This is a genomic window from Chitinophaga sp. W2I13, from assembly GCF_050434005.1.
GTDB lineage: Bacteria > Bacteroidota > Bacteroidia > Chitinophagales > Chitinophagaceae > Chitinophaga.
The window spans coordinates 6,848,979-6,862,383 of the sequence record NZ_JBNPWD010000001.1 but is presented as its reverse complement, the minus strand read 5'-3'; the positions used below and the strand labels follow the sequence as shown (position 1 = coordinate 6,862,383).

The following is a 13,405-nucleotide window of genomic DNA, read 5'->3' as shown; positions in this document are numbered from 1 at the left end:
CGATCATCCTGATTCATTATTATCCTCGCATTTCTTCTTAGCTTTACACCTCAAATATCCATTTATGGCGCTTCTGAAAAGAATCAACCCTTTTTCCAGGCAAAACGACGACACCGGCTTTGGTACGAATGCAAATGGCTATGGCGGCCGGTTTATTAACCGCGACGGAAGCTTTAACATCCGCCGGGAAGGCCGTTCGTTTATGCAACGTTTTAATATTTACCATGCTTTATTAAGTGTACCCGCCTGGCAGTTTGCCCTGGTGATCCTGCTTTTTTATTTCTCCATTAACCTCCTGTATACCGGTATTTACTGGTGGATAGGCACGGAAGGATTTCAGGGGATCATCGGTAAAACCAGCTGGGAAAGGTTTAAAGAAGTATTCTTTTTCAGTACAGAAACCTTTACTACGGTAGGATATGGCCGTGTTAACCCGGTGGGCGACGGCATCAACTTTGTAGCTGCCATTGAAGCAATGACAGGCTTCCTCTCTTTCGCAGTTGCTACAGGTCTTATCTATGGCCGGTTTTCAAAGCCACGGGCACACCTGTTGTTCAGCGATCATGCGCTGATTGCTCCTTACAAGGATAAAACAGCCCTGATGTTCCGCTTCGCTTCTTACAAAGAAAATCATACCCTCACCAACGTGGAAGTGCTGGTAACAGCGGGTGTCCAGGTGCAGGAAAACGGGGAGGCCGTATACAAGTTTTATAACCTTGCCCTGGAACGAAGCAAAATTGAAACACTGTCGATGAACTGGACCGTGGTGCATCCTATCGACGAAAACAGCCCCTTCCTCGGGTTTACGGCACAGGATATGGAAGTGGCCGATGCGGAAATTTATGTAACGGTAAGAGGCTTTAATGATGTGTATTCCAATACGGTATTGCAACGCACGTCTTACACCTACCAGGAAATTATTTATAACAGGAAATTTATACCGATGTACCGGGAAAGTGATAACGGGAAAACAACTGTGCTGGAGCTGCACCACCTGAATAAAACAAAAGAATTGAAATAGTTTGTACCCGGACGCAGTGATCATCACTGCATCCGGATGATATCATTAGTCTTTACGGGAAATCAGCAATAACCCCAGGAAAGTAAACAGCCCGTTGATGATCAGCAGTTCCAGTCCTATCTGGAATTTACCAAAAATATGCGACTGGTAGAGATCCACCACCAGGCAAAGCAACGGCGCAGCTACGCAAACAACCGGGACCAGCGCATCCTGCACTTTGCGTTTGGTTAAAATGCCAAAGGCAAAAAGTCCCAGCAGCGGTCCATAGGTATAAGTAGCTACTTTCAGGATAACGCCTATCATGCTTTGGTTATTCACCCATTCAAATACCATCACAAAAAGAAGGAAGATAAACGCCATCATCAGGTGAATACGCTGACGGTACTTTTTCTTTTCTGCTTCGGACCAGTCGGTGCGCTTTTGCATGTCCAGGATGTCGATGCAGAGCGAAGAGGTGAGGGCCGTCATAGCGCCGTCGGCGCTGGGGAACAACGCTGAGATAAGCGCAATGATGAAGATCACTGAAACTACCGGTGGCATATGATGCAATGCCAGTTCCGGGAATAACTTATCGCCGGTGGCTGTTACCTGTTGCTGTGCGCCGTATAAATGAAGCAAACCACCCAGGAAGAGGAACAGGCCAATTACGATCACCATAATAAAAGCCAGCGATACCATGTTCTTCTTGGAATCTTTTAAAGTTTTTACAGAGATGTTTTTCTGCATCATCTCCTGGTCAAGACCGGTCATGGTGATGGTGATGAATGCACCCGCCACAATCTGCTTTATGAAAAAGAGTTTGTCGTTTGGATCGGTGTTAAAAATTTTTGTCAGCCCTCTTTCACCCATGGCGGTGAAGCTTTCACCGAGGCTAAGGTTCATGGTATGCAGGATATAACCTACACAAATTACCAGTCCGGCCAGCATACAGGTTGTTTGCAGGGTGTCGGTATATACAATTGTTTTTACACCGCCCTCATAGGTATACAGCAATATCATAAATAAGATGATGATGGTCGTTAACCAGAAGGGCACGCCAAAACTGGAGAGGATGGCGTCCTGCAGTATTCTCACCACCAGGTATAGCCTTGCGGTAGCGCCGAGTGTACGGGAAAGGATAAAGAAGGAGGCCCCGGTTTTATAGGAGCTTCTTCCAAAGCGGCTGTCGAGGTAATTATAGATAGAAGTTAACTGCAGCCGGTAATAAAGCGGTATCAGCACATAGGCAATCGTAATGTACCCGATAAAATAACCCAGGGTGATCTGCATATAGGAAAAGGCGTCGCGCCCCACCGCGCCGGGCACACTTACAAAAGTAACCCCGCTCAGTGAGGTGCCTATCATTCCAAAGGCCACCAGCATCCAGTTACTGTTGCGGTTACCGATGAAAAAGGAGTCGTTGTTGGAGTTCCGGCCTGTATACCAGGCAACTACCAGCAAAATGATAAAGTAGGCAATGACGAATGAGAATAATAATCCTGGAGACATAAATCAAAAATCAAATTTAATCAAGATACTACTTTCCCGCTAAGGAACAAAAGGACAAAAGGACAAAGGTAATCAGTATATCCCCCCAATCCTGAAAAACACAAAATCCGCTTAGATCTCCCCGAATCATTTAAAATCCGCTTAGATCTCCCCGAATCATTTAAAATCCAAAGTGATCAAATCCCCCAAATCAGTATAATCAGCGTAATCCTGAGAAAGACAAACTCCGCTCAAGTTACTTGACAAAAGCAAATTAATTATTTGCTTTTGTCAAGTAACTATCTACTTTTGCCTGGAAAACAAGTAACTATGACTGTCGAATCTCCGGTTGTAGGCGATATCCGCCGCTTTAACCGTTTCTATACCGGCATGATCGGGTTGCTGAACCAGCATATCCTGGACAGTAACCTGTCGTTCTCCGAAGTGAGGGTTTTATTTGAAATAGGACAGCTTGGAAAATGTACTGCCGGGCAATTGATTGCCATCCTGAAGATTGATGGAGGTTATCTTAGCCGCCTGCTGAAAAAGTTTGAGAAGAATGGGTGGCTGAACAGGCAGCAGTCTACCGCCGACGGACGTACGTTTTTTCTTTACCTCAGTGCTGCCGGTAAAAAAATGCTGGCCGGCCTGGAAGATAAATCTAACCGGGAGATCAGGCAGATCACCAATCATCTCTCCGAAAAACAACAACAACAGGTAGCCGGTGCTATGAAAACCATTGAACAGGTATTGTCTGCACAGCCGGGTGAGCAAACTTCGGATATCCATATCCGTTATAACCTGCTGCCGGGGGATGTAGGCTACCTCATTTACCTGCACGGGCAGCTGTATGCAAGGGAATCAGGATATAACCTGGAGTTTGAGGCATATGTTTGTAAGACATTCTATGAATTTCTTCCTGCCTATAACCCGGCCAAAGACAGGATGTTCCTTGCTACTGTAAACGATCAGATTGTTGGTTCAGTGGCCATCCTGGGATCTTCCCGCCACCTGGCGCAATTGCGGTGGTTCCTTATCCATCCCGACTTCCGGGGCAAAGGGCTGGGAAAGAAACTGCTGCAGGAGGCCATTGCCTTCTGTAAGGAAAAACATTATCAGAAAGTATACCTGATGACCACCAGCATGCAGGAAACCGCCATTGCCCTGTATAAGAATGCCGGCTTCCGCAAAACGGGCGAAAAATATCTGCAGCTGTGGGGACAGCAACTGTATGAACAGCGTTACGATATGGATTTATTTTAAGCATACGCAAGGTATGCCCGGATTCTTCCCCCGTTATGCATATTTATGCAGCAGTACGATCTGCCCCAGGTGATACGCGTCATGTTCCGCCAGCCCCTGTAAATAATAAATGGCCTTGTTTTCTGTTCCGGGAAATGTGTCAAACAATTCTTTCTCCGGGAACTTCCGGATGGTAGCGGCTATTTGCTCAAAGGAATGGGTCAGCCGGTGAATAGTAGCCTGCCAGTTTTCTTCCCCATGGTTCTCCGGCATATAAAAATCAGGCAGGTCGCCATCCTGCTCCGGCGCTTCATTGTGCATGTATCGCTGCACCCGCTGGTGCCAGAATATCACATGATTGACAATCTCCCAGATGTTATTGGATTCCCCGAAAGATTTTACCGCCTGCCGGGCGTCAATGCGCGAAAGATGTTCCTGGAAGGTAACGTCGATCCAGGGGGTGCCATTGTAAAGATTTTCAAGCGATACGGCTAAATGCTCCAGTAATAAAGACATACAATAGGATTTTTATTTTAAAAGATATCCGGCTTCAAACACCGGTAGCCTTCCCGTTAATCGTAATTTACTGAATTCTTTCCCTTATTTTTAAAGAATATAAAAACCATCGTTATGGATCAGCAGCAATTGGAAACCAACAAAAATGAAGATGCTATGCGGATGGCAATCAGCACCATGAAACAACGCCTGGGCGTAATAGAACAGGGCGGAGGAAAGAAAAGCCTGGAGAAAGTGAGACAAAGAGGTAAGCTCACTGCCAGGGAACGCATTCAATACCTCATCGATAAAGATACCCCCTTTACCGAAATCGGCGCATTCGCCGCGTACGACATGTACGAAGAATATGGCGGATGCCCCGCAGCAGGTACCGTAGGAGGAATTGGATATGTAAGCGGCCGCCAATGTATGATTGTAGCCAACGACATGACCGTAAAGGCCGGGGCCTGGTTCCCCATGACCGGCAAAAAGAACCTGCGCCTCCAGGAAATCGCCATGGAAAACCGGCTGCCGGTAATTTACCTGGTCGACAGCGCCGGCGTATTCCTTCCCATGCAGGATGAAATATTCCCCGACAAAGAACACTTTGGCCGCATCTTCCGCAACAACGCCCGCATGAGCGCCATGGGTATCACACAAATTGCTGCGGTAATGGGCAGCTGCGTGGCCGGAGGAGCTTACCTGCCTATCATGAGCGATGAAGTGCTCATGGTAGAAGGTAATGGCTCCATTTTCCTCGCGGGTCCTTACCTCGTAAAGGCCGCCATCGGGGAAGACGCAGATGCGGAAACGTTAGGAGGCGCCGTTACCCATACTGAGATCTCCGGCATCGCCGATTATAAATTCAAGTCTGATGAGGAATGCCTCGACCAGATAAAACGCATTGTAAGCAAACTGGGTCATACCGGTAATGCCGGCTTCGACCGGATAGCGCCGCAGCCACCGGCAAAGCCCGCCGATGAACTGGACAGCGTGCTGCCGGCCGACAGTACCCGGCCCTATGATATGCTGGAAGTAATAGACCGTATTGTAGATGCCAACACACTCGACCAATACAAACAGGACTACGGCAAAAGCATTATCTGCGGCTACGCACGTATCGATGGCTGGGCAGTAGGCATTGTTGCCAACCAACGTAAAATCGTAAAAAGTAAAAAAGGCGAAATGCAAATGGGCGGCGTTATCTACAACGACAGCGCCGATAAAGCAGCCCGCTTCATCATGAACTGCAACCAGAAAAAAATTCCACTGGTATTCCTCCAGGACGTAACAGGATTCATGGTAGGCAGCAGAAGCGAACATTCCGGTATTATCAAAGATGGGGCAAAACTGGTGAATGCCGTTGCTAATTCCGTGGTGCCAAAAATTACTATCATCGTTGGTAATTCATATGGCGCAGGCAACTATGCGATGTGCGGCAAAGCCTATGATCCACGCTTTATATATGCCTGGCCATCCGCTAAAATTGCGGTGATGGGAGGAGAGCAGGCCGCCAAAACATTATTGCAGATCCAGGTGGCTTCGTTGAAAGCAAAAGGACAGGTGATCACCCCGGAAGAAGAAGCCCGCCTGCTGAAAGAAATTACCGATAAATATTACGCACAAACCACTCCTTACTACGCCGCTTCCAGGTTATGGGTAGATGATATCATTGATCCCGCCGATACCCGGATAAGAATTGCAGAAGGTATTAAAGCTGCCAACAACGCACCGGTGGATCAGCCTTTTAGTGTAGGCGTATTCCAGGTGTAAAGAACGGAGGGGAAAGTGTTCGATCCCCTCCGCACTTTTCCTTATCTTCGCGCTTCTTTAAAATTGAACATGGCTGAACTGGTAGTATATACAGATGGTGCATCCCGCGGTAACCCCGGTCCGGGTGGGTATGGCGTGGTGCTTATATGGGGAAATGTCAGGAAAGAATTATCCCAGGGATACCGCAAAACCACCAACAACAGGATGGAACTGCTGGCTGTTATTGTTGCACTGGAAGCACTGAAGAAAGATGGCGTAACCGTCACCATTTTTACCGACAGTAAATATGTGGTGGATAGTATTGAGAAAGGATGGTTATGGGGCTGGGTAAAAATTAATTTTAAAGATAAAAAAAATAAAGACCTCTGGTTACGCTTTATCCCCTTGTTTAAAAGACACCAGGTAAAAATGCAATGGGTGAAAGGCCACGCCAGCAACCCTTTCAATAACCGCTGTGATGAACTGGCCACACAGGCCGCCGACAGCGGTAACTGGCTGATTGATGAAGGTTTTGAAAACGGATTGGCTTAAAGAATAACACACTCTTTACCGAACCAACCGGCAATCATAATTGTAATATAAGCGCAAACTTATATTCCGATGGTGCTCTCCTGGTTCACAGATACGTTGCAGAAATACCCCGAAATAGCAGTGATGCTAACCCTTCTGACGGGCTTCCTGATTGGCAGGGTGCATATAAAAGGTTTTACACTCGGCACTGTTACTGGTGTTTTATTAGTAGGCATTGCCTTAGGGAGCTTTCACATCAATATACCCTCAGAAACAAAATCTATTTTCTTTCTCTTCTTTTTGTTTTGTACCGGCTATGGTATCGGTCCGCAGTTTTTCCAGGGACTTAAAAAAGACGGATTGCCATTGGCGCTGTTCTCCTTTATAGTATGCTGCAGCAGTTTGCTATTTTGCTGGGGATTGGCCTCCCTGCTGCGTTTTGAAACAGGTACCACTGCGGGGTTAATGTCCGGCGCCAATACCTGTTCCGCTATCATCGGGGTGGCATCCAATACGATCGGTGAACTTAATATTACCGACGATGAAAAGAATACGCTCATCAACCAGATCCCGGTCGCTTATGCAGTCACCTATATTTTTGGTACCGCCGGTACCAGCTGGTTCCTTTCTGTAATAGGGCCATGGTTTATGTCTGGCAGCCGTGCAAAGCTCATCGAAGAAACCAGGGAAATGGAAGCGAAAGTAGCAGAGGCCGGTGCAGAAGGAGAGGAGAATATTACCAATGCCTACGACCAGGTGGCTTTCCGCGCTTACCTCGTTAGTGCAGAACTTACCGGTGATGGCAAAACCATCCGTGAAATAGAAAACCTACTTCACGACAAGAAAAGGTTCCTCTATATTTTACGGGTAAGACGGGAAGGAAAGCTCATGGAAACTTCCCCTGATTTTATAATAAAGCCGGGAGATATTATTGCGGTCAGTGGCCAGCGTGCAGCGGCCATTGCGTCAGTATCTTTGTTGGGAAAAGAAGTAGCCGATGAGGAACTGCTCACGTTCCCGGTACAGTCAATAACATTGATCATTACCAGCAAGGACGCCAATAATAAGCCGCTGAAAGCATTTTCAAAACATCCCGAATTTCATGGTATCAGCGTGCGTAAAATTCTGCGTTCCGGCATGGAGATGCCACTGCATGCATCTACTGTTATACAGAAAGGAGATATGGTAGAATTGGTGGGCATCCAGGAAGACCTTGATAAGGCGGTTGCGTTGTTAGGTTATAAGGAAAGCAGTGGGGTGGAAACAGATATTGTTTATCTCGCAGCAGGCATTGTGGCCGGTACTTTATTTGGCAGTTTGAGCATACATATTGGCAGTGTGCCTGTAGAGCTGAGTACCAGTGGCGGGGCGCTGATAGCAGGTCTTGTTTTCGGCTGGATGCGTGGTATTCATCCCCGGTTTGGTTACATCCCGGCTGCCTCGCAATGGGTGCTGACCAAACTGGGGCTACATGTATTTATTGCCATCGTTGGGCTGAGCGCCAGTGAAGGATTTTTGCAGGGATTGAAAGAAGAAGGGGTCACTCTTTTCCTGGCCGGTGTGGTGCTAAGCCTGCTGCCAATGGTGCTGGCACTGTTCCTGGCGAAGTATGTATTTAAATTCCACCCGGCCATTGGTCTCGGGGCCTGCGCGGGAGCGCATGATGAATCAGCACCACTGCTGGCCATACAGGATGCCATCAACAGCAAAGTGCCCGCACTGGGATATACCGTGGCATATGCAGTAGCGAATATTACACTCACTACCTCCGGCGTCATCATCGTGCTGCTGATGCATAAAGGCAGTTGATGTTCCCCGCTCATCACATTTTTTAACACTGAAATCCACGTCTGTACTGAAAACCTGTTCTGATGAAAAATCTTTTCTTCAACATTTTTAACAATTCTTTTGTTTTTAATTATGAAAGCATATAGCTTTGCGTCCCATTAGTCTATAGGAGTTATAGGATAATAGAACGGAATTAATTTAAAGAATTGCTTATGGAGAATATTACCCAACCATATTGTTTAAGCAACTATTGTTGTTGCCACCATTAAGAAGTAATAAATATTTGTCTGCTTAACCACAGCAGGTTACAACGATCAATAACTGTTTCCGGAACTCCGTCTGTACCGGCGTTAAAAAACAATGGGATACAAAGCTGCAATGCCTGTTCAATAACAGACAGGGGCAGGTATTACCAGGAAAAACCAGATCACTGCAAAACTCTCAACATTTTACTATGTTACAACGACTACTCCTCTTTCTACTGCTTATTGGACCCATGGCAGTATTTGCACAAACACGTACGGTGACCGGTCGTGTTTATTCCGCGAAAGATAATTCGCCCTTACCGGGTGCTTCGGTGGTGATTAAAGGCACTACCAGCGGCACGGTGAGTGATCCTGAAGGTAACTTCAGTCTCCAGGTAACTGATCCGGCTGCTACTACGCTCGTGATCCGCTACATTGGCCTGGAACAACAGGAAGTACCCATCAGCACATCTCCCATCAATGTATCACTCCGTTCTTTGGGGAAAGACATTGATGAAATTGTAGTGGTAGCTTATGGTACTGCTAAAAAGAGTTCCTACACCGGTTCTGTCTCGCAAATTAAAAGCGAGGAACTGGTAAACAGGCAGGTATCCAGCGTTACCAAAGCATTACAGGGGCTTGCAGCTGGTGTGCAAAGCACGTCTACCAGCGGTCAGCCGGGCTCTGATGCCACCATCCGCATCCGCGGTATCGGCTCCATCAACGCGTCCGCCGATCCGTTATACGTGGTAGACGGCGTGCCTTACGGAGGCAGCCTGAATGCGATCAACCCCTACGACATTGAATCCATCAGTGTACTGAAAGACGCTGCCTCCAGCGCGCTGTACGGCTCCCGTGGCGCCAATGGCGTAGTGATTATCACTACCAAGAAAGGGAAGAAACAGGGAAGTAATATAGACGTTCGCGTTAGTCAGGGTTTTTCAAAAAGAGCAGTAGATAATTACGACCGGGTAAGCACCGATCAGTATTTTGAAATGTATTGGGAAGCCATCCGTAACGGTGGCCTCACCAGCGGCTTATCGCCCGCAACCGCAGCCACCCAGGCCAGCAGCAGCCTTATCAGAAGGGTAGGGATTAACCCCTATGGCACCGCGTTTCCGCAACCTGTTGGCACCGACGGCAAACTGGTAGCCGGCGCTAAAGCCCTGTGGGACGATAACTGGGACGATGCCATGCAAAGAACCGGGAAACGTACCGAGGCAGATGTGGCACTCAGTGGCGCTACCGAAAAATCGAGGTACTACGTTTCCGGAGGATACCTGAATGACCAGGGTATTTATCTTGCTTCCGGTTTCAAACGCTATAACCTCCGCAGCAATATTGATATTGATGCCAAGAAATGGTTAAAGGTAGGACTGAACCTGAATGGTACGCACTCCGAACAGGATGCGCCTCCTTCGGAAGACAGCCGCTCTGATAACTATGTAAACTATGGCCGCCTGATGTCAAATTTCTATCCTATTTATGAGCGCGACCGGTCCACCGGCGCCTATATCCTGGATGCCAACGGCAATAAGATCTTTGACTACGGCAGTTACCGCCCCAGCGCAGCCAATACAAACACCAACCTGGTGGCCACATCCGCTATCGATAAACACCGCCTTACCCGCGATGACTTATCGGCCCGCCTGTACGGCGAAGCCACCATCTGGCGCGGACTTAAATTCAAATCAAGTTACAACGCCGATTATACCGCCAAACAACAATATGATTATACAAACCCAACCCTGGGCTTTGATGCAGAAGTGGGCGGAACAATAGAACGGTTGAACACCCGCGTATTCAGCTGGACGTTCAACAACATCTTCACCTACGAAGAAACATTTAATGAAAAGCATCACCTGAACCTGCTGGCAGGCCAGGAAGCTTATAAATACACCACTACCTTTTTAGATGGTCAGAAATCCGGCTTCTCCCTGCCAGGACTGGAAGAGCTGTCGGATGCCTCTCTCATCAAGGATCTGCAGGGATATACTGATACGTACACGCTCTCAAGCTTCCTGGGCAGGGCTGAATACGACTATGTAGGGAAATATTTCTTATCGGCTTCCCTGCGCCGCGACGGATCTTCCCGTTTCGCACCCAATCACCGCTGGGGTACTTTCTGGTCCGTGGGCGCTTCCTGGAAATTAACAGAGGAAAGTATTCTTAAGAATAGTTCCTGGCTTAACCTGCTAACACTCCGCGCCAGCTACGGCGGACAAGGCAACGATAACCTCGGTGATGACGCATTTTACAACTACTACCCGCTGCTGAATGTAAACAGCAACCTTGGAGAAGGTGGTACCTATCGTCGCCAGGTATACAATCCGAACCTGCAATGGGAAACCAATCTGAACCTGAACGTTGGTGTGGATTTCAGCATGTTTGAAAACCGTTTGGGCGGTACCATAGAGTACTTCCAGCGCAAATCACAGGACCTGTTGTATTCCAGGCCTATGGCGCCTTCAGTAGGTTACTCGGCGGTAGATGAAAATATCGGCGCACTGAAAAATACCGGGGTGGAAGGTTCCATACACGCAGTGCCGGTGAAAACAAAAGATTTCAGCTGGTCCATTGACCTGAACGCTACTCACTATAAGAATAAGATTACGGAGCTGCCGCAGAAAGAAATTATCAGCGGCACCAAGAAACTCATGGTAGGTAAATCTATCTATGATTTTTACCTGAGAAAATGGGCAGGTGTAAACCAGGAAACAGGTTTGCCAATGTGGTACATCGATAATGCAGATGGCACCAAAGGTACTACCGGCAACTATTCTTCGGCTACACAGTATTATAACGGTTCCTCCCTGCCGGATGTATACGGCGGTTTCACCAACACATTTACCTACAAGGGATTTTCATTGTCGTTCCTGATGGTGTACAGTCTTGGTGGTAAAGTACTGGACCAGGATTACCTGTTCCTGCTGGGTACCGGTACCTCCGCAGGCCGCCCTTTCAGCACGGAAATGCTGAACCGCTGGACGCCCACCAACAAGGTAACGGATGTGCCTAAACTCACTACCGTACAAACCAACTGGACATCCGTTTCCGACCGGTTCCTGTACGATGCCAGCTACGCCCGCCTGAAGAGCCTGAACATCAGCTATAACCTTCCTAAATCATTAATGGATAAAGCACATCTTAATAACGTACTCGTATATGTGCAGGGAGAAAACCTGTTCACGATCTATAACCACCAGGGCCTGGATCCGGAACAATCAGTAGGAGGTACTACCTACTATCGTTACCCGGCCATCAAATCCATTTCTGCAGGTATTAATCTGAGCTTCTAAAAATTACGACCATGAAAAAGAATATATTCTTAATAATAATCGCAGCTTTGGTATTAGGCGCCTGCAACAAGGACTTCCTGGATACCAAACCAACCAATGCCGTACCCGACGACCAGGTGTTTAATACTGCCGACAACGTGGAAACGGTGATCAACGGTACCTGGGCATATATGTTTGAAGAATTCTTCACCTTTGCAGTGCCGGGTTATAAATCCATTCATCTCACCAGCGACGCCATGGGCAGCGATGTAGCGGTAACGCAATCGTATGGCCTGCGTGATTCATATGGATACACTGAAATGACGGACAATACCAAGAACCGGGTAAATGCCTTCTGGACTATTCTTTACAAGGTGATCGACAACTGTAATAATGTAATCGCGAAAGTAGATAATGCCACCGGCGACGAGGACAAAAAGAAACGTCTTAAAGGCCAGGCATACGCCCTGCGCGCCAATTGCTACCTCACGCTCGCGTCTTTTTACCAGTTTAACAGAACCGGGACAGAAAAAGCCATCCCGATCTACACAGAACCATCCGGCCCGGCCACTGCAGGAAAGGCAAAATCAACCGTAGCAGAAGTATACAAACAGGTAATCGACGACCTGCAGAAAGCGCTGCCGCTGTTACAGAATTATCAACGCAACGCTACCCAGAAATGGAAAATTGACCTCAACGTAGCCAATGGCTTACTGGCCCGTGCTTACCTTTACAACCGCCAATGGACAAGCGCTGTCACCGCTGCCATAGCGGCCCGCAATGGTTATCCCCTGATGTCGGGCGATGATTATAACAAAGGATTCAGCGATATCAATAATGGGGAGTGGATCTGGGGACATGCACAAACGCCTAATCAAAGCAACGCCAGCTATAACTTCCATTTCCTGGATGTTTCCAGCCCGGCCTCTTACTACCAGAGCTTTATGGCAGATCCTTACTTTAAGAATTTCTTTGATAGTGCAGACGTACGTTTCCGTTTATTCGACTGGGATACCCTGCCTGACCAGGAAGGCTACCTGCGCTATAAAAAATTCCGTTTCCGTGATGCCGGCGCACTGGTGGGCGACCTGGTACTGATGCGCTCCGCAGAAATGTACCTGATTGAAGCAGAAGCCTATGCCCAAAGCGGCAACACTGTCAAAGGTGCGGAAGCCCTCAATGTATTGCGTGCAGCGCGCAACGCTACGCTTTATAAAGGTGGCGGCAGCCTGGTGGATACCATCCTGGTGGAAAGAAGGAAAGAGTTGTGGGGAGAAGGATTTTCATTGTCTGATATTATTCGTACAGGCGGTACCGTAGTAAGGAAGCCATTCCTTTCTTATAATGGGCAGGATAGCATCATCAGTGTGCCAAGAGGAGACGGTACCTTTGTAGAAGTGCCTGCACAGGGCCATCTTACGCTGAAACAACCGGATGGAACGCCGTTTGTGCCATACAGTAAATATTACCTCTTTGCCATTCCAATTACGGAGTTGCAGAACAATCCGAATATCAATAATTAAAGCATAAAAAAAGCCCCCGGAATTTCCGGGGGCTTTTTTTATGCTTCTATATTTTTATCGTAA

9 protein-coding genes are annotated in these 13,405 nt (G+C 47.7%); 7 read left to right on the top strand and 2 right to left on the bottom strand.

Going from position 1 to position 13,405, the window contains the following annotated elements:
* Nucleotides 1-64: 64 nt before the first annotated feature.
* Nucleotides 65-1,021, top strand: coding sequence for an ion channel (locus QFZ48_RS28120; protein ID WP_429047661.1), 957 nt, complete (start codon nucleotides 65-67; stop codon nucleotides 1,019-1,021).
* 45 nt (nucleotides 1,022-1,066) lie between these two features.
* Here the strand turns inward: QFZ48_RS28120 and QFZ48_RS28115 are convergent, their stop codons facing one another.
* Nucleotides 1,067-2,509, bottom strand: coding sequence for a sodium:solute symporter (locus QFZ48_RS28115; protein ID WP_429047663.1), 1,443 nt, complete (start codon nucleotides 2,507-2,509; stop codon nucleotides 1,067-1,069).
* Nucleotides 2,510-2,818: 309 nt separating this feature from the next.
* On the opposite strand from QFZ48_RS28115, the gene QFZ48_RS28110 reads away from it, so the two are divergent.
* Complete coding sequence (locus tag QFZ48_RS28110; RefSeq protein ID WP_429064785.1) at nucleotides 2,819-3,751, top strand: bifunctional helix-turn-helix transcriptional regulator/GNAT family N-acetyltransferase; 933 nt, start codon at nucleotides 2,819-2,821, stop codon at nucleotides 3,749-3,751.
* 33 nt (nucleotides 3,752-3,784) lie between these two features.
* Here QFZ48_RS28110 and QFZ48_RS28105 read toward each other — a convergent pair whose 3' ends face one another.
* Nucleotides 3,785-4,246, bottom strand: a complete 462-nt coding sequence (locus QFZ48_RS28105; protein ID WP_370910310.1) for a DinB family protein — start codon at nucleotides 4,244-4,246, stop codon at nucleotides 3,785-3,787.
* Between the two features lie 114 nt (nucleotides 4,247-4,360).
* Between QFZ48_RS28105 and QFZ48_RS28100 the strand changes: the two genes are divergently transcribed.
* From QFZ48_RS28100 to QFZ48_RS28080, 5 genes are all read left to right on the top strand, one after another.
* The gene (locus QFZ48_RS28100) at nucleotides 4,361-5,998 is read left to right on the top strand and encodes an acyl-CoA carboxylase subunit beta (RefSeq protein ID WP_370910311.1); all 1,638 of its coding nucleotides are present in this window, start codon (nucleotides 4,361-4,363) and stop codon (nucleotides 5,996-5,998) included.
* Between the two features lie 69 nt (nucleotides 5,999-6,067).
* Complete coding sequence (gene rnhA, locus QFZ48_RS28095) at nucleotides 6,068-6,529, top strand: ribonuclease HI (RefSeq protein WP_429047668.1); 462 nt, start codon at nucleotides 6,068-6,070, stop codon at nucleotides 6,527-6,529.
* Between the two features lie 69 nt (nucleotides 6,530-6,598).
* Nucleotides 6,599-8,317, top strand: a complete 1,719-nt coding sequence (gene aspT / locus QFZ48_RS28090; RefSeq protein ID WP_429064783.1) for an aspartate-alanine antiporter — start codon at nucleotides 6,599-6,601, stop codon at nucleotides 8,315-8,317.
* Nucleotides 8,318-8,750: 433 nt separating this feature from the next.
* Complete coding sequence (locus tag QFZ48_RS28085) at nucleotides 8,751-11,840, top strand: SusC/RagA family TonB-linked outer membrane protein (protein WP_429047671.1); 3,090 nt, start codon at nucleotides 8,751-8,753, stop codon at nucleotides 11,838-11,840.
* An 11-nt stretch (nucleotides 11,841-11,851) separates the two neighbouring features.
* Complete coding sequence (locus QFZ48_RS28080; protein WP_429047673.1) at nucleotides 11,852-13,342, top strand: RagB/SusD family nutrient uptake outer membrane protein; 1,491 nt, start codon at nucleotides 11,852-11,854, stop codon at nucleotides 13,340-13,342.
* Nucleotides 13,343-13,405: the final 63 nt, after the last annotated feature.